This is a genomic window from Butyrivibrio sp. MC2013, from assembly GCF_000424585.1.
Lineage (GTDB): Bacteria > Bacillota > Clostridia > Lachnospirales > Lachnospiraceae > Butyrivibrio.
The window spans coordinates 1-23,809 of sequence record NZ_AUKE01000014.1; the positions used below are offsets into that span (position 1 = coordinate 1).

At 45.5% G+C, this 23,809-nt stretch carries 16 protein-coding genes; 11 read left to right on the forward strand and 5 right to left on the reverse strand.

Annotated features, from left to right (window positions below):
* Window positions 1-636 precede the first annotated feature (636 nt).
* The 3 genes from rsgA to G636_RS0109370 all read left to right on the forward strand — a co-directional run bounded on the left by rsgA (window position 637) and on the right by G636_RS0109370 (window position 4,022).
* Complete coding sequence (rsgA, locus tag G636_RS19555) at window positions 637-2,238, forward strand: ribosome small subunit-dependent GTPase A (protein WP_196803072.1); 1,602 nt, start codon at window positions 637-639, stop codon at window positions 2,236-2,238.
* A 72-nt stretch (window positions 2,239-2,310) separates the two neighbouring features.
* Window positions 2,311-3,357, forward strand: a complete 1,047-nt coding sequence (locus G636_RS0109365) for an acyltransferase (RefSeq protein ID WP_026507838.1) — start codon at window positions 2,311-2,313, stop codon at window positions 3,355-3,357.
* Window positions 3,358-3,392: 35 nt separating this feature from the next.
* Window positions 3,393-4,022, forward strand: a complete 630-nt coding sequence (locus G636_RS0109370) for a lactate utilization protein (protein WP_026507839.1) — start codon at window positions 3,393-3,395, stop codon at window positions 4,020-4,022.
* A 19-nt stretch (window positions 4,023-4,041) separates the two neighbouring features.
* Here G636_RS0109370 and G636_RS0109375 read toward each other — a convergent pair whose 3' ends face one another.
* The 3 genes from G636_RS0109375 to G636_RS0109385 all read right to left on the reverse strand — a co-directional run bounded on the left by G636_RS0109375 (window position 4,042) and on the right by G636_RS0109385 (window position 6,716).
* Window positions 4,042-5,187, reverse strand: coding sequence for a glycoside hydrolase family 88 protein (locus tag G636_RS0109375; protein WP_026507840.1), 1,146 nt, complete (start codon window positions 5,185-5,187; stop codon window positions 4,042-4,044).
* Between the two features lie 12 nt (window positions 5,188-5,199).
* A complete protein-coding gene (locus G636_RS0109380) occupies window positions 5,200-5,844 on the reverse strand; it encodes an RpiB/LacA/LacB family sugar-phosphate isomerase (protein ID WP_026507841.1) in 645 nt (214 codons plus the stop codon).
* 71 nt (window positions 5,845-5,915) lie between these two features.
* Window positions 5,916-6,716 (reverse strand): gluconate 5-dehydrogenase, encoded by an 801-nt coding sequence (locus G636_RS0109385; protein WP_026507842.1) that lies wholly within the window; start codon window positions 6,714-6,716, stop codon window positions 5,916-5,918.
* A gap of 389 nt (window positions 6,717-7,105) precedes the next feature.
* On the opposite strand from G636_RS0109385, the gene G636_RS0109390 reads away from it, so the two are divergent.
* From G636_RS0109390 to G636_RS0109420, 7 genes are all read left to right on the forward strand, one after another.
* Window positions 7,106-7,912, forward strand: a complete 807-nt coding sequence (locus tag G636_RS0109390) for an ADP-ribosylglycohydrolase family protein (protein WP_026507843.1) — start codon at window positions 7,106-7,108, stop codon at window positions 7,910-7,912.
* Window positions 7,913-8,432: 520 nt separating this feature from the next.
* Window positions 8,433-9,899 carry a glycoside hydrolase family 18 protein gene (locus G636_RS0109395; protein WP_026507844.1) on the forward strand — a complete coding sequence of 489 codons (1,467 nt, stop codon included), beginning with the start codon at window positions 8,433-8,435 and terminating at the stop codon, window positions 9,897-9,899.
* Window positions 9,900-9,907: 8 nt separating this feature from the next.
* Window positions 9,908-10,600: a DNA alkylation repair protein gene (locus tag G636_RS0109400; protein WP_026507845.1), complete on the forward strand. Its 693-nt coding sequence runs from the start codon at window positions 9,908-9,910 to the stop codon at window positions 10,598-10,600.
* 3 nt (window positions 10,601-10,603) lie between these two features.
* Window positions 10,604-11,185, forward strand: a complete 582-nt coding sequence (locus G636_RS0109405) for an SOS response-associated peptidase (protein ID WP_026507846.1) — start codon at window positions 10,604-10,606, stop codon at window positions 11,183-11,185.
* A gap of 206 nt (window positions 11,186-11,391) precedes the next feature.
* On the forward strand, window positions 11,392-13,461 hold the full coding sequence (locus G636_RS18025) for a hypothetical protein (protein ID WP_051226819.1): 2,070 nt from the start codon (window positions 11,392-11,394) through the stop codon (window positions 13,459-13,461).
* A 327-nt stretch (window positions 13,462-13,788) separates the two neighbouring features.
* Window positions 13,789-15,684, forward strand: a complete 1,896-nt coding sequence (locus G636_RS0109415) for a lysozyme inhibitor LprI family protein (protein WP_026507847.1) — start codon at window positions 13,789-13,791, stop codon at window positions 15,682-15,684.
* 89 nt (window positions 15,685-15,773) lie between these two features.
* Window positions 15,774-17,429 (forward strand): SulP family inorganic anion transporter, encoded by a 1,656-nt coding sequence (locus G636_RS0109420; protein WP_026507848.1) that lies wholly within the window; start codon window positions 15,774-15,776, stop codon window positions 17,427-17,429.
* A 221-nt stretch (window positions 17,430-17,650) separates the two neighbouring features.
* On the opposite strand, the gene G636_RS0109425 is transcribed toward G636_RS0109420, so the two are convergent.
* Window positions 17,651-18,565, reverse strand: a complete 915-nt coding sequence (locus G636_RS0109425; RefSeq protein WP_026507849.1) for an AEC family transporter — start codon at window positions 18,563-18,565, stop codon at window positions 17,651-17,653.
* A gap of 293 nt (window positions 18,566-18,858) precedes the next feature.
* Between G636_RS0109425 and G636_RS19560 the strand changes: the two genes are divergently transcribed.
* Window positions 18,859-22,734 (forward strand): carbohydrate-binding protein, encoded by a 3,876-nt coding sequence (locus G636_RS19560; RefSeq protein WP_051226821.1) that lies wholly within the window; start codon window positions 18,859-18,861, stop codon window positions 22,732-22,734.
* 68 nt (window positions 22,735-22,802) lie between these two features.
* Here G636_RS19560 and G636_RS0109435 read toward each other — a convergent pair whose 3' ends face one another.
* Window positions 22,803-23,684, reverse strand: coding sequence for a GGDEF domain-containing protein (locus G636_RS0109435; protein WP_196803075.1), 882 nt, complete (start codon window positions 23,682-23,684; stop codon window positions 22,803-22,805).
* Between the last annotated feature and the right edge of the window lie 125 nt (window positions 23,685-23,809).

Genomic DNA, 23,809 nt, shown 5'->3' on the forward strand with positions numbered 1-23,809 from the left:
AGCTTCAGTTTTTCTGTGTCTCCCATCTGTCGGAATCATCTCACCCGTCTCAGGATCTATCTTTCCGATAAGAGTACGCTTGGCCCGGCTCTGCTGTTTTTCTTTGTCCCAGTATGCCTTGGATTCGTAGACATAGGTTATTCCTGTTCGTTTATCAAGTTGTTTTATTATTCCCATGGGGGTGCTCCTTTCTGTAACATCGTTACGTTTATATTATATATCATAACGATGTAAAATGCAATAGAAAAACCCAAAAAAGTTAGATTTTTTCTGGGTTTTCTCAAATTTTCATATGTATTTTTATCGTTAGGTTAGAATGTCAAGTTAGGGTCTGAACAGTAACAAGAATCAAAATAAAGTTTGAATAAATAGTCAAATACAATTGACAAGTATATATTTGTCAGATAGACTGAAGAAGTAGTAAAAATCTAAAAGAAAGCGAGGTAGTCTTAATGTTTGCGATGAAATTTCATAACGTAACTGCATATAAGATGGCGACCTCGGTTTGCGATTATTAATTCCCTATGACATAGAAGTGCATCCATGCACTTTTTGACATGTTATTTCAACCGTGGCTGTATTGTCACGGTTTTTTCTATTTTTTCACAAGACCGGGTCTCCATCATCACAGCAAGAATGGAGAATAAGACATTGAATAACAATATTATCATCAGACCGGAAACCAAAGACGACTATTACAATACTGAACTCATGACCCTGCGAGCCTTTTGGAATATCCATGGGCCTGGCTGTAATGAGCATTATCTGGTGCACAGGCTCAGGGATTCAGAGGACTATCTGCCGCATCTTAGCAGGGTGGCAGAATTGGATGGCAGGATAGTGGGAGCTATATTCTACTCCAGAGCCAGAGTGGTAGGTGAGAGTGAGCATGAAGTCCTGACCTTTGGACCATTGGCGGTGGAGCCTACATGCTTTGCCATGGGTATAGGCTCCATGCTCCTTGAGGAGACTTTGGGCCTTGCAAGAGATGAGGGCTACAAGGGGATAGTCATCTGCGGAGAGCCGGATTATTATCCCAGGCACGGCTTTAAGACCTGTGATCATTACGGGATCATCCATCCGGGCTTTGGCCAGTCACCTGCCTTTATGGCATATCCCCTTAATGATGGCTTTGAAGATATACAGGGATATTTTTATGAGGCACCTGTATTTGAAGAGTGTGAGGATGAGGAGAAGGTGAGGGAGTTTACTGCTTCTTTTCCCTATTACAGGCCTCTTAAGCTCTCATGCCAGTGGCTCCATGAAGAGAAGCTGGGCAGGATATCAGAGGTCAGGAAGGGGAGCTATCTCATACGCTTTTGGGAGGAGGATATTCCTGCCAGGCTCAAAGGATGCTTCTATGACTGCGACGCCGGCGACCTTCCTGTAGTGGGAGATTATGTGACATTCAGATATAATAGGAGAGGTGAATCCCTGATACTATCTGTATGTGAGAGGAAAGGCCTGCTCCTTAGGCCTGATCAGTCAAAGACCGGAGTGATGCAATACATGGCTGCCAATGTGGACTATGTATTTATAGTGACATCACTTAATGATGATTACAGCTACAACAGGATAGCCAGGTATGTCAGCGCCGTGATATCAGGAGGCAGCATACCTGTGATCATCCTGACCAAGTCTGACCTTTGCGACGACGTGTGGACTTATATCATGGAGGCAGAGAGCATATCTGATAAGGCAAAGGTACATGCCATTTCAGCTATATATGGGACCGGTATGGATGAGCTGCAGGCATATATGACGCCCGGCAACACCATATGCCTCATGGGATCTTCCGGCGCAGGCAAGTCTACTCTGATCAACGCCCTGTGCGGAGAGGATATCATGAAGACGTCTGCTATCAGGGAGGATGATTCCAAGGGCAGGCATACTACCACTCACAGACAGCTGATAGAGCTGGATAACGGCGTATCTATCATAGACACCCCCGGCATGAGAGAACTGGGGATGGCAGGGATGGAAGAGGGTATAGACAATACCTTTGCTGATATCATAGAATTGGAGAGCAGATGCAGGTTTAGCAACTGCAGGCATGAGACCGAGCCCGGCTGTGCTATCAAGGCTGCCATAGAAAATGGTGAACTATCCGAGGAAAGATTCAGGCTTTATAAGAATCTGGGCAGCGAAAACAGTTATAATTATGCTAAGAAAAAAGAAATATCAAAATGGGCCAAGGCCTATAAGAAGCATAATAAGAGAACCGGCTGGGATGCCTAAAAGCTAAAGTCAAAGCTAAATCCAAAGTGGATATTTCGGATACAATTTAAATAATAATTGCTGGGGGTAAAGATGAAGGGGAATGAGCGTTATGAGCAGTATGATCTGATAAGGTGTGTTGCAATGTTTTTTGTACTGGGAGTACACTCATCTCCCACTTTATTCCCTGAAGAGAGCCTTGGCGCAGAGGTGATGCATTCCATTTTGTTTGCATGCAACGGTCTCTTCTTTATGCTAAGCGGCAGATTTGCCCTGAGCAAAAAGCTGGATGGACCAAAGGATATATTGTCTTTTTATTGGAGGAGGTTTGCGTCCCTCCTTCCTGCATTTTTTGTATTTTCCTTTGTGTCATATTATGTGGATTTCATCCTGGATGATGGGCCATTTGACTATATCATGTGGATAAAGGCTTCTTTTAGAGGTATACTCAAGGATCTGTCGGGCGGGTATCTATGGTTTGTATTTTATCTGGTAGGCCTGACGCTGGTAGCTCCCTTTCTGGGCCGTATGCTTCAGGCACTATCTGACATGGAGTTGAGGCTCCTGGTCATGATCTGCATGATATGGGCAGTGCTTGTAGTATACCTGGGAAAGGGCACAGGCTATGGTTTTGGCTATTCCCAGTTTATCTTCTATGGCTGGCCATTTTATTACATCCTGGGCTATTGCGAGAGTAGGATAGGGGACAGTATATCCTCTAAGCTATGGCTTGTAGCGACTCCTCTGGCTCTGATAGTGAATATTTTGCTGGCTTATTATGGCGGGGCGCACCTTGCAAGCAATGCCCATGATCTGGCACCTATATATACTATCTATATAGTAGGACTGTATATGATCCTGAGAAATGCACCTGCCTGGAGAATGCCCATATGGATTCGCAGTGCTGTAGCCTATATAGCATCCTGCTCCTACTATGTATATCTATCTCACAGAGTACCCAAGAAGCTGATAAAATGGGATGAAGAATTAATGGGGAGAGTCCCTGCCAATCTGATGTCATTTGTTTCTATGGCAGTGATATCCCTGATGATAGCAGCTGTATGCAAGATCGTATTTGGCGCTGTCACCAGATTTCTGGTAACCCGGGATCCTTTTAGAGAGAAAATGAAAAAAAGCTAAAGTATCAATTATTTCAATATATGAAGGAGATTTCTATGAACGAGAATATCATTAAGAGAAACAAGCTGCTGGCAACTACTGTTATCAAAGGCCTGGAATCCAGGAACATGAAGGGCTACTATGCGGAAAATAAAGAAGAGGCGCTGAAAAAAGCACTGGAGCTGATTCCTGCAGGCAGCAGTGTGACCATGGGCGGCGGTATGAGCGTACATGAGATAGGACTGGTGGAAGCACTTAAAAATGGTGATTATAAGTTCATAGACAGAGACGAATGTGAGGATAAGAGGGCAGCAATGCTCATGGCATATGATGCGGACTATTTTCTCTCAAGTGCCAATGCCATGACTCAGGATGGTGTCATTGTCAATATAGACGGTAACTCCAACAGGGTATCTGCAATTGCACAGGGCCCCAAACATGTACTCTTCATCGTGGGAATGAATAAGATCTGCGATGATGTGGACGGCGCAATGAAGAGAGCCAGAAATGTGGCTGCTCCCATTAACGCCCAGAGATTTGGCCTGTCTACACCCTGCTCCAAGACCGGTACCTGCATGAACTGCAAATCTCCTGATACTATCTGCTGTCAGTTCCTGATAACCAGATTCTCCAGGCACGAAGGAAGGATATCTGTGATATTGGTAGGCGAAGAGCTGGGCTTCTAAGACGGCCATAGCAAATTATTTACCAAAGGAATAGATCTTTATTACAGAGCATGAGCACAGCTTCGGTAAAATAGTAATCGCCATAGATTATTGGGAAGTTGTGCTCTTTGTCGTGGTAGGCAGCAGAGCAGTTCTCCAAAAGCTCATCATCTTCCGGAGACCAATTGCAGCGCTTGTCTGCCAGGGTATGCAGGAGGCATATAGCTGTTTCGTGATAGATGGCAGCTTTGTTTCCTGCGGCATATTGCTCCAGCTCCAGGAGTCCGCAGGCGATAATGGCAGCAGCTGTGGAGTCCTCGTATTCGCAGGACGCATCCTGACAGAAGTCCACAGGGATGATATAGTCATCGTTTATCTGAGATATGATATGGTCTGCAACCTTTATAGCAGTTTCAAGATATTCCTTTTTACCGCTGTGACGGTAGCTAAGGCTAAATCCGTACAGAGCCCAGGACTGACCTCTGGTCCAGGAGGAGCCTTCAGCCATTCCCTGGCCTCCCAGAGTCCCTTTGAATTCTCCGCTTGCAGGGTCGAATACGGCGATATGTGCTACTGAGCCGTCCTCTCTGATAAATACCCTGCTGGCAGTATCTGCATGTATGATAGCGATCTGGGCGAATCTGGGATCATTAGTCACTTCGCCTGCCCAGTAGAGTAGTGGCAGATTCATCATACAGTCTATGATAGCCCATCCTGCCCTTTCTCCGCTTCCGTCATCATCCCATGCTCTGATAAAGCCTCCTGCAGGATTGAGGCGTCCTGCCAGATCTGATGCTGCAAGGAGAGCTCTGTTTTTGGACCTGGCGCTGCCTGTCATTTTGAAATCAGCAACAGAAGTGAGCAGCCACTTAAAGCCGCTGTCATGATCCATTCCCATGTAGTCCATAAGGACTGCGTCCAGCTTGTCTTCTATATCGCAGGCAATCTTCTTAAAGCTTTCATCGCCAAAGGCGTTGTATAGTAACCAGAGCTGTCCTGCCCAGAAACCGTTGGTCCACCAGTTGATATCAGTTGTATGATCATCCCATACGCCTTCTTTGGCAGTATAGGGGATCTTTGATCTGTTGCGAACAGCTACGACCTTTTCTTTTTCATATATTCTCTGTGCTGTTTCCAGTGCCCAGTTTGTCTCTTCGTTTATGTCCCTCAATAATCTCTCTTCCATAAATAGATTCCCTTATACTTCTTGGCGAAGCTCTTTTACAAGCTCCAGGATCTCGCTATCCTTGCAGTCAGCATAGAAGAGCTCTTCAAAATGCTTACCGCTCAGTGCTCCCTTTACCAGCTCTCTGTCTGCTTCCTTCAGGATGCTGCAGATGTCCCGGTAAGTTACCTTTTTTAGTTCATCTAATATCTTCTTGTTTCTCTTTTCGGGAACTGCTCGCTCTCTTGGGTAACCCTGGCCGCTTTCTTCGAGGAAGAGCTTCTCAAATATATATTCCAGATTTAGGTCCCCTCCCCAGCCAAAGCCTTTGGCAAAGGGAATGGCTATGGCATTGCCGTCATTGATCTGGGCAAAGGTATAGGCATCAAGGGGATCCTCTACATGTCCGCATATCACTCCAGGAAAGGAGTTGCAGGCCAGCATGGCGCCTTCACCTGTACCGCAGCCTGTGATCACATAATCACAAGCGCCGGAATTAAGGAGCACTGCTGCTAGTATACCCACCTGCACATAGGTCAGCTGCTCATCATCCTCTGCTGAGTACATACCGTAGTTGACTACTGTATGTCCCATGGGTTCTACGACTTTACGAAGGGCAGCTTCAATGATAGTATTTTTGGCTGCCTGACTGTTTTCATTTATAAGTGCTATTTTCATTATCTTCCTCCGTAGATATTTAGTGATTTTAAAAGCTGCGATATTTCTATCTGACTTAAAAGTGAGGCGTGTTATGGCTGTCTTCCTATATAGGAGAGTATCCCGCCGTCTACATATAAGATGTGTCCATTTACAAAATCAGATGCCTCTGATGCCAGGAATACAGCTGGTCCCATCAGATCCTCGGGAGTGCCCCAGCGCTCTGCAGGCGTCTTGGATATGATGAAGCTGTCAAAGGGATGGCGACTCCCATCAGGCTGTGTCTCTCTAAGGGGAGCTGTCTGAGGAGTTGCTATATATCCGGGACCTATGCCGTTGCACTGGATATTGTATTTGCCATATTCCGAAGCTATGTTTTTGGTCAGCATCTTCAGACCGCCCTTGGCAGCAGCATAGGCTGATACAGTCTCTCTGCCCAGCTCGCTCATCATGGAACAGATATTGATGATCTTGCCATGGCCCTTTTCTATCATGTTGGGGATCACCGCTTTGGATACTATAAAGGTAGCCGTCAGATCTATGTCTACTACCTGGCGAAAATCTGCGGCGCTCATCTCTGTCATGGGGATGCGCTTTATAATGCCTGCATTGTTGACCAGTATATCTATGCTGCCCAGCTCTGTCTTGATATCAGCTATCATGCCTGCTACCTGCTCTTCACTGGTCACATCGCATATATATCCTTTGGCAGATATGCCATCGGCCTCATATGCCGCGAGCGCTTCCCTTAGATGCTCACTGCTCCTGCAGTTAAATGCGATACTGGCCCCGGCGCCTGCCAGAGCCTTTGCTATGGCATAACCTATGCCGTAGGCAGCTCCCGTTACCAGAGCAACCTTGCCTTCCAGGCTGAAAATGTCTCTATGATCCATAAGCTCATACTCCTTTTGATTGTTACAGATATGTGCGGCAAGTCTAAGAGATGCCGATGGAAAATATGTAACATAATAATTATGATATATTAAAAACGTTTTTATTCCACCCGTAAGGATGACCAAAATATAACTGTAGTTTTTGGGAAGAGTGAACAGTAGTCATCTGAATCTTTTCGGAGAGACATATTTATCCTCGGTAATTCAGACGATACGGAAGTACTGTGAATGTTTTTGAATAACAGCCTCAGTTTTATATTTCTTGACCAGGATTATTTTTTTCAAAGTCGCATGCCAAGCGACCACTTCTCCTTTTAGATTATGTATTCTTATCTCGTGGACAGGAAATACTGTTATAAACAGCAATATGAGTAGAGAGGAGAATTTATATGTACGGAGCGATTCTTGGAGATATGGTTGGAGCACCCTACGAATTTGACCAGGGAGATAAGAGCAAGGATTTTGAGATGTGGAACAGCAGCGTTCATTTTACGGATGATACTGTTATGACTATTGCGATCGCAGATGGAATAATGACTGCAGGCCTTGAAGCCCAGGAGACAGAGTTAAAAGAGTCGGTGGTAAATAAGATGCAGGCTTGGGGCAGACGTTATCTCGACGCCGGATATGGTGCAAGATTCATTCACTGGCTTGTAAGTAATAGGCCAATGCCCTATGGAAGCTACGGCAATGGCTCAGCCATGAGGGTATCACCGGTAGGTTGGTTGTACGAATCTCCTGAAAAGACAAGGGAAGTAGCCAGATGGACCGCTGAAGTTACTCACAATCATCCGGAAGGGATCAAAGGAGCTGAGGCAGTAGCATCAGTCATCTTTATGGCCAGGAATGGGGCGACTAAGGAAGAGATCAAGCAGTATGTGGTTGACGAATTTAATTATGATCTTAGCCGCAATTGTGACGAGATCAGACCATTTTATTATCATGATGAGTCCTGCCAGAAAACTGTACCTGAAGCGATCACAGCTTTTCTTGAAGGTGATGATTTTGAAGATGTGATAAGGACTGCAGTTTCTCTAGGCGGAGACTGCGATACGCTGACATGTATTGCCGGAGCTATGGCGGAAGCTTTTTACGGAGTACCTGTGGTGATGGTACAAAAGACAATGGAGAGACTTGAGGATGATATGTTGGAAGTAATAAGGAGTTTTAATAAAGCCAAAAAATATCACAAATGACCAAATACGAAAATATTATTATCAGTATATGAAACCTATAATGTTAGTAGAGTTATCTTGGCATATTATGTCGAAAAATGGGGGGACTAATATTGTCAATTACCCACGGTCTAAAGACCGATGGGCTTGCAACTACCCAGTAGTTCGCTAAAAGCTCCTACCTTTGATACGGTGTAACTTCCGTGGTGTCGCATTAACAGGGTGATTGACAACACCCTTTGTATAAGAGATATGCTCTTATACAACTGTATCAGGTACTAAACTTCCCATGCCGTACAGTCGGTAATGCCTGAGTATATTTTACGCTGTCGCAGGACATTTGACAGCAACCTCATATATACTTGCCAATGTTCAAAAAGAGTGCCTTTGGTCGATATGTAACCTCACAGATACATTTGCCTAACGGTTTTCTCTATAAGAATATTATACTACTAAAGGTGTGGGTTAACAATTTACAAGGCTCCTCCCACCTGCTAAAGCAAGTGGGTTTCCGCCTACGACAACCGAAAGGATTTTATTTATGAAAAAGAAGCTGATAACGCTACTAACTACAATGATCATTTTATCTACAGCTTGCGGGTCTGGAGCGTCAGGTATTGATGAAGAGGGCTCTGCTCAGGGGATAAGCGATACATCGGAAGAAACTGTATCTGCTGAAGATGCAGATTTGGATGCTACCGGTGAAGAGGCAGAAGCGGATACCACAGACTCTGCGGACGATCTTGTCTCCAACGATGCTGCGCCAGATCAGGAAGAGACAGAAGAAACAGAAGAGCCGGAAGACGAAGCTGATGAGACTGCAGATCTTCATGGCAAGGAGATCATAGTGTATTTTCCCAACTGGAAGCTGGGACAGCCCGGGGGCAATGTGGAGGATATACCCTGGGATTGTGTGACTATGATCAATCATGCTTTCTGGGAAGTGGCACCTGCAGGAGATGAGACGGAGTCATCATGGGATAGGCGTGATGCAGGGCTGGAGGCCAGGACTAAGTGGACTGTAAGGTCAACGCTGCCGGATGCAGATGAAGAGATATTTGAGGCTTACAAGGAATATCATGAGCAATACCCTGACGTGAAGATTCTGATATCAATAGGCGGCTGGTCCAGATGCGGCTTCTTTAGCGAGATGGCTTATACAGAAGAGGGCAGGAAGAGCTTCGTGGATGCATGCGTAGAACTCTTAAAGGATAATGACTGGATATCAGGTATAGATATAGATTGGGAGTATCCTTCGGGAAGTAATGATGGTGAGCGACTGCCGGAAGATGAGTCCGAGCAGGGCTGTCCCATATTTGGCACAGCTTTGGAGGACAGGTTTAATTTTCCATATCTCCTTAGAGATCTGAAAGAGGGACTGGATAATGCATTTGGAGCAGGCGAAAAGCTCCTGACAGCCTGTGCATCATCATCTACAGGCTGGACTCTTCCCAATCAGGATTGGAAGAGCGCAGGTGAATATCTGGACTACGTCAATATCATGACATATGACATGGCAGGTGACTGGGATAAGCAGCCCGGTCATGCATCTGGAGTAGCAGGTACCAAGGGTGCTATGGCATACTTTATTATAAACGGAGTTGACAAGACCAAGCTCAATATTGGTATCCCCTACTACGGCACCGGCTTTAAGCTTGCAGAGGCTACTAAAAACCCTGTAGGTGCAGAGATTGTAGTACCAAACGGGATCAGCAAGGATTTCCTCACTGTGCCTCAGGTCAAAGAGTTTGAATCAGAACTGGTAGAAGATGAAGAAGCCGGATGGCACAGGGGCTACAATGAGCAGGCAGGAGGCGCATATCTTTGGAATGATGATCCGGATTCCGAGTATTATTGCTGGTACGTATCCTATGAATGCACCGACGCCATCGATGGCAAGTTTGCTCTGATAGAGAAATATGATCTGGCAGGAGTCTTGATCTGGGAGATCACGGAAGATACGCCGGATCATGAGTATACGAAGTATATCGCAGATACTTTGAAATAGGAGTATTCATGATAAAAGATGAGATACTGGACAGATTATATAGCCTGCAGGATATCAAATACAGGGACTTTCAAAAGGGTCTGATACCTACTGTTGATCCGGATAGAGTGATAGGTGTCAGAACACCTGACCTTAGAAAATATGCAGCAGAGCTGTCAAAGAGAGATGATATAAAAGATTTCTTGTCTGATCTTCCTCATCAATATTTTGATGAGAATCAGCTTCATGCATTTATCATTTCAAGGATCAAAGATATGGATATCTGCCTTATGGAAGTTGACAGATTTCTTCCCTATGTGGATAACTGGGCGACCTGTGACCAGCTATCGCCTGCTGTATTTCGAAAGCACAAGGATGCTCTTTTGACGAGGATCAGAGAATGGATATCGTCAGAGGATACATATACTGTGCGATTTGCCATAGGGATGCTCATGCAGCATTTCCTTGAAGATGATTATGATCCCTGCTATCCTGAGATGGTAGCTGCGCTGAGATCAGATGAATACTATATCAATATGATGATCGCGTGGTATTTTGCTACGGCGCTGGCTAAGCGATATGATGAGATTGTGCCCTATATAGAAGAGCGCCGTCTGGACATTTGGACTCACAACAAGGCTATCCAGAAGTCTGTTGAGAGCTACAGGATCACTCCGGAGCAAAAGGCATATTTGAAAAGTCTGAAGATAAAAAGCAGGTAGAAGATGTGCGGAAGATTTACATATCGCGAAAAAACATCATATGAGATAGAAAAGGAGCTGATGCTTCCCCGGGCCTTTATCAGGGCGGCCAAGGGTGATATCTGCCCCGGTATGGATGCCTTGTCCTTTATAAAAGGCAGCTCAAAGGATGACCTGGCTTTAGAATGGATGTTTTGGGGAATCAAAAATGCTGATCAAAAGCTGATCATAAATGCAAGAGCTGAGACAATAACCCAAAAGGCCTCTTTTTCCCAGAGTATGGAGCATAGAAGATGCATCCTTCCCGCAGCAGCTTTCTATGAATGGAATAGGGACAAGACGAAGTATACATTTACAGAGATCAATGATAAACCTATTTATCTGGCAGGCTTTTATGATCTAAGCGATAACAGAGATAGCTTTGTGATAATCACTACTGCAGCTAATTCATCTATGCTCCCTGTTCATGACAGGATGCCTGTTATGATTGATAAAAAGAATGTCAGGGAATATCTTTATGATCATTCATCTGCTCTGGATATGATAAGAGAACCAATGCCTGAACTAAAGAGAAGCTGTGAATATGAACAGCTAAGTTTGTTTTAAAAGAGAATTATAGATAGAGCGGCAAGTCTGTCTGATGGCTTGTCGCTATTATTTTGTTCTCTATTAAGATGACGGTATAAGTGTCATTTTTTTATGCAATTAAATAATAGAGCATATGGACAAGATGGTTTATAATGTAACGGCACTTTATACGAAGGAAGAAATAATGTTGCAGTGCAAATAATATGGATTACCCGGAGGAAAGAATGAAAAAGGAGATCATAGCTATTATGAGCCTGATAGTGACAGCAGGGATTATGACGGCGTGTGGCAAGGTGAAGTACACTGATGAGAGCATCAGTAAGATGGAGGTGTCTCTGGATACCCCATCCGGCGTCAGAGTAGAGATGACAGATAATGGACAGGAGCTGACCTGGGACAGCGTAGAAGGCGCAGGCAGCTACGTGATCTATAAGGGCAGCAGCAGACTGTCTGATGATTTTGAGATAGTGGGTCAGACCACAGATGGAGAATCCTCATATCTGATCGATAGCAAGGAGACGGACCTGTATGACTACTATAAGGTAAGGGCATGCGGAGGTAAGGCTGTCAGCGACCTGTCGTCTGCAGCTTCCTATGAAAATACTCTTTTTGGAGACAACACATATATATATTCTCCCCAGGATGATCCTGAGGAAGTCAATACAGAGCTTAAACAGCTCTTCTACAGGCAGCAGATGGCGCAGTTTGAGGACAAGAGGTTTGCAGTCATGTTCAAGCCCGGCGAATATGATGAAGCCATAGATATGGAGATGGGCTTCTACATGGATGTAATGGGACTGGGGCTGCTTCCTACAGATACTGTGCTTCCCCATTTTAACTGCAGGGCTGAGTGGCTGGGTGATGATGGCAATCACAATGCTACCTGCAACTTCTGGAGAGGTGTATCCAATCTCACAGTAAATGATGATGTTATGTGGGCTGTATCCCAGGCTACATTTATGCGCAGGATGCAGATTAATGGCAATCTGGCACTTCATGACAATTACGGCTGGGCCAGCGGCGGCTTCCTGGCAGATTCAGTGATAGACGGTATCGCTGATTCCGGCAGTCAGCAGCAGTGGCTGTCCAGAAACTGTGACTGGAAGATGTGGACAGGTGATAACTGGAATATTGTATTTGCAGGTATTGCAGATGGCAAGGCTCCTACAGAGACATGGCCTTCCAAAGCCTATACAGACGCAGGCAATGTGACTGTAGAAGCAGAGAAGCCCTATCTGTATCTGGAAGATGGAAAGTACAAGGTCATGGTACCCGATGTGATGACCGATACCAAAGGCGTATCCTGGCTGGATGGTGTAAAGGGTAAGAGCCTGCCTCTTAGTGATTTCTATATAGCTCATCCGGAGATGGATACAGCTGCTTCCATTAATGAAGCACTCATATCGGGTAAGAATATATTCTTTACTCCCGGTATATATGAGCTGGACGAGGCTATCGTAGTAGACAGAGAGGATACTATCATCCTGGGCAGCGGTCTGGCATCTCTTCGTCCTATGAAGGGCAATGTCTGCATGGAAGTGGGAGATGTGGACGGCGTGAGGATCGCCGGACTTCTATTTGATGCATGGGAAGAAAAGAGCGAGACCCTCCTGAGAGTAGGTAGTGAGCATAATGATAATGACTATTCAGCTGATCCCGTGGTATTGAGCGACCTCTTTTTTAGAGTGGGCGGTGTGAGCAATAAGGCAACATCTGTGGATAACTGTGTGATCATCAACAGTAATGATGTCCTTGGTGACAACTTCTGGGTATGGCGTGCAGATCACGGCAGCGGCGTAGCCTGGGATATGAATACAGCAGCCAACGGTATCATCATAAACGGCGACAGAGTGAAGTTCTATGCACTGATGGTAGAGCATTTCAGAGAGTACCAGACCGTGTGGAACGGTGAGGATGGACTGACAGTATTCTATCAGAGTGAGCTCCCCTATGATGTACCCAGCCAGAATGAGTGGAGGAGCCATGACGGAGCTCTGGACGGCTATGCTTCCTATTATGTAGATGGTGAAGTGGAGAGACATACAGCTATCGGTATCGGCATCTATTCCTACAACAGAGATGCCAAGGTACAGGAGGTCTGCGTCATGGAAGCACCCAAGGTGGCCGGTATGGACCTGAGAAATGTATGCGCTGTCATGATCACAGGTAATCCCGGTATCACTCATGTAATAGATAATCTTGGCGCCAATTGCTATACCGCAGGCAGCAGGGCTATCATCACCGACTTCCAAAAGGAACTGGAAAAAGAGCAGGAAAGTAAATCAAAAGAATAAGTGGTATACTAAGTGATATAGGAGTCACAATCATCAATTCTGCATGCTCGCATGCAGAGAATTGATGATTGATGACCCTAACAAATATGAGGAAAAAAGGCATTTGCAAAGCAAATGACGATTTCCGAATATTTGTAGAATTGCGAGAGCTGTGAAACAGCGGAGCAATTCGTATATCACGTAATGTTTTACTGAGTCACAATCATCAATTCTGCATGCTCGCATGCAGAGAATTGATGATTGATGACCCTAACAAATATGAGGAAAAAAGGCATTTGCAAAGCAAATGACGATTTCCGAATTGATAACACACATTATGGAGGGAACATGAAAAATACCACAGTAAGAAAACTGCTTGCAAGCATGCTTATCGCCTCTCTAAGTGTATCCACATTGTCCGCCTGTTCGGGCACTGCTGCAAATAACAAAGATGCTGCATCTGACCAGGAAGCCTCTAAGGCAGAAGATGCTGCAGATCAGTCTGCCGACAGTTCAGACGCTGATCAGGAAGCAGCAGATGGCACAGCATCTGACAGCTCGGAATCTGCATCAGAAGCTGCAGTATCTGATACTTCTCCTGACAATGCAGTTGGTGAATGGGAATATGTATACACCCTGCACCATTCCGAATATGGAACGGAAGGGGAGTCCTATGACAGCTGCTATATGGCTGATGATCCCTACGGAACAGAATCAGAGATCCATATCAGCAAGGATGGGGATGACTACCTGGCAGATTACAAGTACTCTGAGTACGAGACCAATGACCGTTTCTACGGCGCCAAGATGCTCCTGAACCAGGCCCCTGCTGCTGACTTTTGTGATAACAAGGACTGGTATATGGAGTTTGATAATCCCTTTAATGACGACTATACCAGCAGGAGATTCACTCTCATAGATGGTGATACTCTTGTTTCTGTATTCGAAAACAAAGAAGGCGAGAAGGGGACAGAGGACTATTTTTACTACTATAATACAGACTACTATCTGAGAAAAGGTTCTGAGAGATTAAAGGACAGGGAGGGCCTGCGCTATTTCAAGACCGTTACTGTCAGCACCATAGAGGACCTGGTAAATAGTCTTGATAATAATACCAAGATCATATTAAAAGCCGGTACCTACGACTTTACACTCCTGGATCAGAGTAAGGAAAACAGCGAATTCTTAAAGACCAGGGATGAGCTTGAGGATACCTACAGGACCTATACTATTCAGGGCTTGTCTAATTGCTGCATTGAAGCAGAAGAGGGTGCTGAAGTATTTATCTATACAGATGAAGCCTATGATCCTGTAATGTATTTCTCTTCTGCCACAAATGTTACCTTGAGGGGTCTTACTATTGGACACAATGTGGAGCCCGGTTACTGCTCGGGCAGCGTTGTGGGATTTGAGTATTCCAATGGTATCACTATTGATAAGTGTAATCTCTTTGGCTGTGGTACCTATGGTATAGAAGGTAATAGCATTGAGAATCTCACCGTTACAGACAGTGATATATATGAATGTACTTACGGACTTCTTAGCTTTGACGGCTTATATACAGCTAATTTTGATCGTTGTACATTCAGGGACAGCAAGGACATGTCCCTGCTGGAGATCTATTCCGGATATGAGATCAATTTTAATGATTGTGAATTCAAGAATAACTATGTAGATTCCGGCTACGATTTTCTCTATTTCGTAAATCTGGGCGAGTATGCGGAAGTATCCTTTAATAAGTGCAGCTTTGAAGGCAATCAGTACGACAGATTCTCTAACCGCAAGGTGAAGCTGATAGACTGCACCATGAATGACAACGGAGATCCGGATCTGAGCAATGTGGCTGTATCCGAAGAGGACTATGAGTCAGGCGATGTGACCTATGACAGCCTCCATACTGCTTATGATGAAGCTTTGAAGCGCCAGAAAGAGATTGATGATACCCTGGCAGGAGATTCACTGCTGGATCAGCAGTCACTTAACGATCTGGCCAGTGAAGAGTATGAGCTCTGGGATGATCTACTTAATAAGATATGGGGATTCCTTAGCATGAGTCTGGATGAGGATACCATGGCCAGCCTCACTGCAGAGCAGAAGAAGTGGATCAGTGAAAAAGAGTCTGCAGCAAAGGAAGCTGCTTCCGGCTTTGAAGGGGGAAGCGCAGAACCCATGGTCAGAAACGGCAAGGCTGCAGAACTGACGAGGAGCCGTGTTGAATACTTAATAGAGAATTATCTTCCATAAAAATCTATGATATAGAATTGTCTTTGCCAGGAAGCATGGACAATTCTATATCTATGTGAAGGTGAAGTATTATAAATAAAGGAGTCATGATGGATAAGTTAAAACCAAAGCTTTTTTCGGTAATGAAGACCTATAGCAAGGAACAGTTTGCCAAAGACGTGGTGGCAGGTATCATAGTGGCGATCATAGCCCTGCCTCTGTCGATCGCTCTTGCTATCGCATCAGGGGTGGGCCCTGAAGCAGGTATATATACTGCTATAGTAGCAGGCTTTCTTGTCGCCTTCTTTGGAGGCAGCAGAGTGCAGATAGCTGGGCCTACTGCTGCATTTGCGACTATAGTAGCGGGGATTGTGGCCAAGGATGGTACAGAGGGTCTGATGGCAGCTACCATCATTGCGGGCCTGATCCTGATACTCATGGGCTTTTTCCGATTCGGTAACCTGTTAAAATATATACCCTACACCATTACAACAGGCTTCACTGCCGGTATCGCGCTGACTCTTTTCATTGGTCAGATCAAGGACTTTACAGGTATCAGCTATTTGCACGGTGAGAAGCCTATAGAGACCCTTGAGAAGCTGCAGGCACTTGCTGCCAATATTTCTACTATCAATTTTGCAGCGGTAGGAATAGGTGCCCTTGCTCTTGCCATACTGATCATATGGCCCATCTTCTTTAAGAAGATACCGGGATCTCTCATAGCAGTAGTTGTTACAGCTGCGGTGGTAAAGATCTTTAATCTTGATGTTAATACCATTGGCAGAGCTTTTACGGATATCAAGGCCGGGCTTCCCACATTTACTGTTAATGCTTCTATCCTGTCTATAGATATGCTCAGAAGCCAGATACCCAATGCTGTGACCATAGCTCTCCTGGCAGGCATCGAGTCACTGCTCTCAGCTGTGGTAGCAGATTCCATGATAGCTTCCAAGCACCGTTCCAATATGGAGCTTATAGCTCAGGGTATCGCCAACATCGGTTCAGCCTGCTTTGGCGGTATACCTGCTACAGGCGCTATTGCAAGGACAGCAGCCAATATCAAAAACGGCGGTCGTACTCCCATATCTGGAATGGTCCACTCTGTGACACTGCTCCTTGTGGTAGTATTCCTTATGCCCCTTGCAAAGCTCATCCCCATGCCCTGCATAGCTGCTATCCTGTTCCAGGTTGCATACAACATGAGCGGCTGGAGAGGCTTTGTGAAGCTGGTGAAGTCATCACCTGCAGAGGATATCCTGGTTCTGATGGTCACCTTTATCCTTACCGTAGTCTTTGACCTGGTAGTAGCTATTGAAGTGGGCATCATACTGGCAGCTATCCTCTTCATGAAGAAGATGAGCGAAGTGACTCAGGTAGAGGGCTGGAAGGAGATAGATGATGAGAATGATCCTGACAGTATCAGCCTCAGAGTCATCCCTGACTATACTGTAGTATATGAGATCTCAGGCCCTATGTTCTTTGCGGCAGCAGGCAAGATACTGGAGATAACCTTTAAAGAAGATACCAGATTCCTGGTAATCAGGATGAGAAGCGTAAATGCCATTGATGCTACAGCTCTCCACAGCCTGGAGCAGCTCTATGAGGATTGCAGGAAGAGAAATATCACTATCATCCTTTCTCATGTAAATGAACAGCCTATGCAGGCCTTTGCAAAGGCGGGCTTTGATCAGATGATCGGCAGGGACAACTTCTGTCCTCATATCGACGATGCCCTGAGTCGTGCCAAAGAGTTGGGAGGAAGATAATCGTTATGCCACACATCCTGAGCACGTGGCTGTGGCTGACTCCAAGGTGAGACCTTATACAGCCATCAGAAGCTGTCTGGATTTTGAACTATAAGAGTATAAAACAGAGTGTAAAAGCTTTTTGATTGTTGCAGTATAGAATGAAAATATAAAAGCCCTCCTGTAGCTACGGTAGTGAATTTAACATCTACCGGCGCTGCGGGAGGGCTTTTTTAATGCTATTACATCCACAGGATTCCAGCCAGTCTGACTATGAGCGGAATGGTGATGATGCACAGCAGGGTAGAAGCTGTTACTGTCTCTACTGCATAAGTGTAGTCCTTGTTATGGAGCTGAGCGTAGACAGCGATATTGGAGCCTACAGGACATGCTGAGCATATGAGCAGTGCATATCTCAGGTCGTCGTTGACGCCGGGCAGAAGAGAGAGCATCAGCAGGCTGATGAGGGGCACCAGGACGAGCCTGACTGCAGATACCAGGTAGAGCTCTTTCTTTTTGATCATCTTTCCCAGGTTGCACTGAGCCAGGTATACACCTACTGCAAACATGGCAAGAGGGGTATTGAGTCCTGCGCAGAAGCCCAGGGTACTGGTGATGATCTCCGGAGGTGTGATACCTGAGAAGAAGATGACAAGGCCTATGAATATAGCGATCATAAAGGGTGCTGTGACTATTTTCTTTAATTTGAGTCCAGTCTTTTGGCCTGTAAGTATTGATACGCCATATGACCATTGAAGGAGATTCAGGAATGCTATAAATGAAGCTACGTAAAAGGATGCTGCTGAGGATATCAGCGCTGCGATGATTGGGATACCAAAGAAGCCCGGGTTGGAAAAGGCTCCTGCAAAGGAAGCAATAGCATCCTTTCTGAATACCAGTCTTGATACTACTATCGATATAAGAAGGATCACTGCTGCCAGCAGTGCACTGATCGCCAGGTCCTTTATCTTATCCGGTGTTCTCTCTGTGATGAAGCCGTTTATGATGACTGACGGCAGAGATATGAATATCAGTATATTACCAATGTTTTTGCTGCCTTCATCAGTGATCTTTCCTCTCTTATAAGCGATATAGCCTACTGCCCCCAGCAGGAACATGATGATGACGCGGTTTAGCAGAATGATAGTTGTTTCCATTATTTCCCCCTAAATATATGTATTTTTATGCCAGTTTCCTTTATAAACTCTTTTGCCGGGGCTGTCAATTACGAGACACCGGGGACGAAAGAAAATGAGTCATTTTAGCAAAAATGAGGCATTTTGTTACGTCCCCAGTGACTCTAAATATACTTATGTGAAAAATCACATCTGCTTGTTGACAAAATGATATATCAATAGTTATGATGTATTAAATGATATATCATTTCGCTAGGGGTACTATTTTTTCAGAAGGTATTAACCAATACTATTCAATTCTGGGGGAAATCAACATGAAAAGAAAGTTAACAAAATGGATGTCTCTGTTATGCGTAGCATCGCTGACGATGACAGGCTGTGGTGCGCTGAACCCGGGTGGGGGCTGCAAGCCTCCGGTAGTGATCCCGGATGAGCCCGACGAACCGGACAATCCGGATCTTCCCGACGATCCTGATAACCCGGACAATCCCGATAATCCGGATAATCCGGACAACCCGGATAATCCCGACAATCCCGATAATCCTGACAATCCGGACAACCCGGATGACCCCGATAATCCTGATAACCCGGACAATCCTGATAATCCCGACCTTCCCGGTGTGATCAGGATCGAAATGGAGGATTATACCGAGGGAGAGGGTGTTAAGGTTCAGGACTGTGCAGAGGATGACGGTCAGGAATTATGCGGCATTGAAAACTATGGCTATACCATGTACGCCGATGTGGACTTTGACAGCGTTCCTTTCAAGTCTGCTGTATTCCGTGCAGGTGCATGGGGGCAGGGCGGCACTATTGAACTGCGTGCAGATGCTCTTGAAGGAGAAGATAGTATTCTCCTTGCCACATGCCAGGTTACATCTACAGGTGACTGGAGCAATTATGACTCCTTTGGCTGTGTACTGTCCGAGGAGCTGACAGGCAAGCATGATCTTTATCTGGTATATAGAGGCAGTAGCTGGCTTTTTAATCTCAACTGGTTTGAACTCTATAGGGAAGGTGAAGATAAGGTGACAGATGTATCATTCTCAGAACCTCTGACCGGTGAGCTGTTAGAGGCACAGGCTATGCCTGAGGAAGCAAAGGTAATTTTTACCTGGTATGTTGATGGCAAGTCAGTAGGAAACCAGCAGACCTATCGTCCTACTATGGAAGACTTGGGCAAAGATATCGTAGTCAAGGCAACAGGTTATGGTTCATATTCGGGAGAGGTAGAAAGCGCTCCAAAGACCGTTGTTTTAAATCCTTATTCTGATCTTGACTTTGATCAGATGGCCAGGGATGCATTTACCAGCTTCAATAACAAATACTACACTGTAAAAGACGGCGCCGGTAAATATTCAGATGGCTACTTCTGGGATTTTGCAGAGGAATATGAGATCGTAATCGATGCCTATGTTCACACCGGACTTTCCGTATATCGCAATATGATCGATGAAGTATATCGCGGATTTACAGCTACCTTTGGCACAGACTGGGCATCCAATGATTACAATGATGACATTATGTGGATGACCATTGCCTGCGCAAGAGCTTATGAAGCAACAGGCGATCAGGTATATCTGGATGAGGCTGTGCAGAACTTCCAGACTGTATATGGCCGCGGCTGGAGTGATGACCTGGATGGCGGTGTATGGTGGAAGACAGACAAGCAGTGCAAGAATGCCTGCATCAACTGCCCCGCTGCTATTGCTGCCTGCCTGCTGGCAGAAGCAACCGGTGATGACAGCTATTATGACAAGGCAATGGCTATGCTTGACTGGGTAGTAGATAAGCTTTACGATCCTGAAATTGGCTGCATCTATGATAACGTAGATATCACAGGCAAGAGGACAGATTGGCTCTTTACTTATAATCAGGGGACTTTTGTAGGTGCTGCAACACTCCTTGCAAAGCATTTTGAGGAATTGGATCCTGAGCTTTCTGCCAAGTATCTTGGATATGCCCGTAAGACTGTGAACTATACCATTTATGATAAGTATCACGGCGGCGTGATGAACGACGAAGGCGGTTCCGGAGATAAGGATGATGCTCAGGGCTTTAAGGGCATCCTGACCAGGTGGTTCTATCTCTATGCAGTAGAAAATAATGAGCCTCTGGTAATGGAATGGCTGCGCATGAATGCAGCAGTAGCATACAGCAATCGCAACTCTGAGGGCATCATCTGGACCAGATGGGGCGATAAGGCTGAAGAGAAGCGCTATTATGCTTTTGGAGCATCCACTGCTGTTGCAGTACTTCAGAACGTACTGCCTGCAGGCGATCTGGTAAAAGATGTTCGTGGCGGTTTAGAGGCAGAGGACTTTAATGACTGCCGCGGAATCACACTTTCTCAGGATGGCAGCAGAGTAGGCGGTATCAGAGAAGGCTATTATACACTCTATAAGAATGTTGACTTCGGATCTGCAGACGTGATCAGAGCAAGACTCATAGCTTCTTCTGCAATGGCAGGAGGCAAGGTAGAAATCCGTCTCGACGGACCTGATGGAGACCTTATTGGTACAGCAACTGTTACAGGTACAGGAAGCTTTAACAATACTCAGGAATTTATCTGCGAGATCGCTCCTACAAATGGAGTACATGATCTGTGTCTGGTATACAGAGGAGAAGGCAGATTCCTCTTTGAGCTTGACAATATCTCCTTTACCGATGAAGCTCTGGAGATCCCGGACTATGGCGATGACGGCACAGTATCTGCTTATGATCGCATAGAGATGGAGAGCTTTAGTGAGAAGCATTCCGGCGTAGGAACAGAAGGCAATGATATCGGCGGTGTATCGCTTGCAGGTATTTCAAACGGCTATTACACATTCTATGAGGATGTGGAATTTGGTGACGTAGGACCGGCGGCTGTACTGATCAGAGCATCTGCATGGGACGGCGGCAGAGTAGAGATCAGAGACGGCGGCGTAGACGGTGATCTTCTTGCAAGCTGCGAAATCGCTTCAACAGGTGACTGGATGCAGTATCGCACATTTAAGGCAGATATCACAGAGCCTATCACCGGCAGCCACGATCTGTGCCTTGTATTTGTGGGTAATGGCGCACTGTTTAATCTTGACTGGTTTGAATTCTGTGAACAGGACAAGAACCTGATCGATGAAGTCAGACTGACTACTGAGAGCATTACCGCAGGAGACCTCCTTACAGCAGAGATCAGTCCTGAGGACGCTACTGTAAATTATGAGTGGTATGTAGGCGGAGAGCTTAGGAGCTGTGATAGCAGCTACAGGGTAGCTCCTTCTGATGTCAAGAAGACTATTCAGCTCATCGTAACAGGCTACGGCGATTATGTAGGCAGCTACAACAGCAATACCACTTCCAGAGTACTGACAAAGGGCATGCCTGCTTATGAGAGGATCGAAGCTGAGACCTATGATGAAAAGGGCGGCAATTGCGGTTCCAATGATCATGAATTAAACGGAATCTACAAGTATGGATATGCTGCATACAAGAACCTTGATTTTGGCGATGTTAGTCCGAGGAGCTTCCTGGTAAGAGCAGCTACACCTCTTGAAGGCGGTACTATAGAAGTACGTGCTGATGCCCTTGAGGGAGATGAGAGCATACTTCTTGGAACATGCACAGTTACACTTACAGGCGACTGGGCGGCATACAGAGAATTTGGCTGCGAACTTACAGGTGAGCTGACAGGTCTTCATAACATCTATCTGGTATTCAGAGGTGATGATTATCTCTTCAACATAGACTGGTTTGAGTTCTCCACAGGAGAAAACGAAGGCGGTCAGGAAGAGGAAGAAGAGAAAACAGTAGACGCTTATAACAAAATCGAGGCTGAGAGCTTTGCAGAGAGCGGCGGAGTAGGACTGGAAGCCTGCGGCGACGAAGGCGGCGGCATCCACCTTGCAGGTATCAATACTTACGGCTTTGCAAAGTATACAGCTGTAGACTTTGGTGATGAGTCGGCACTGTCTGCACAGTTCAGAGCAGCATCTGATGGAAATGGTGGAGATATCAAGATATACCTGGATGAGATCGCAGATGAGCAGCTCATCGGAGTATGCTCTGTTCCTCCTACAGGCGGCTGGGGCAACTGGCAGGATTTCTCCTGCGAGCTGACTGCAGAGGCTACTGGAGTGCACACGGTATACCTGGTATTTGAAGGAGAGGGATACCTCTACAACTTCAACTGGTTTAGATTTGTAAGATAAGCGGTTTTTGTAAAAGGTCATAAGAGCGATTTGCTCTTATGACCTTTTTCTAAACATATTCAGTTTACTTAGTTCATGACCACCTGGTTCTTGCCGCTTTGCTTGCCCTTATATAGTTTGGCATCTGCAGAACTGATCCAGGAATCTATATCCATGCCCTGCTCAAATAGTGACATACCAATGGTCACGGTCACCTTGAAGCTGGTATTGTTATATTCACGACATAGAAGTGCATCCGTGCACTTCTGATCATGTCGGCATACATCCCTGTATACAAAAAGATAGCTTTCTACGGCTCTCCTTAAGCTGTCCAGGTATTGCCTTGCATTTTCTCCTGAGCCTTCGATCTTACTGATGAAGATGAATTCCTCGCCGCCCCATCTGCAGCATAGTACTTTCTTATCCCCGGCCAAAATATTGGCCACAGTCTTTAACACATAATCCCCGCAGTTGTGTCCGTAGCTGTCATTGATCCTCTTGAAATTGTCTATATCAGCAATGGCGATCCAGTAGTCCCCTAGCTGTCCTCGCTCCCGGATCTGATTTAAATAAGATGACATGTAGTAGCGGTTTGGGAGCTCAGTTAGCTTATCATGGGACATCTGATGCTCCAGCTTGTCATTGGATTTATATACGATCAGTACAAAGAACTCCAGCATAAAAAGGGTGATCGCAAATACAATAGCCCCCAGTATGATATTCATCCAAAATTCATACTCAGGAGGAATAGAGTATTTTGGCGGATTGTAATAAACATAAACATAGGAGAACAGATACAAAAACATTCCAAATATGCCAAAGGGCAGCATCCTTGCATATCTGAGCCTGAGCATACGACCCAGGTATTCACTGTAGAAGGCCAGGATGTTGATGCCTATTATGATGGTCTGAAAGCCGCTTCCCCAGCCCGTACATATTACTGCCAGACAGGCGTGTAAGACTACCTCCACGTAGACCAGGCAGGTATATAGCTGCAGGTAACCGGTATAAGCTACAAAGCATATGACTATATAAAATGGGATGCTGAAATAATTGAAGCATACCATTGGATATATGCCGGATTGTTTGAAGGTTA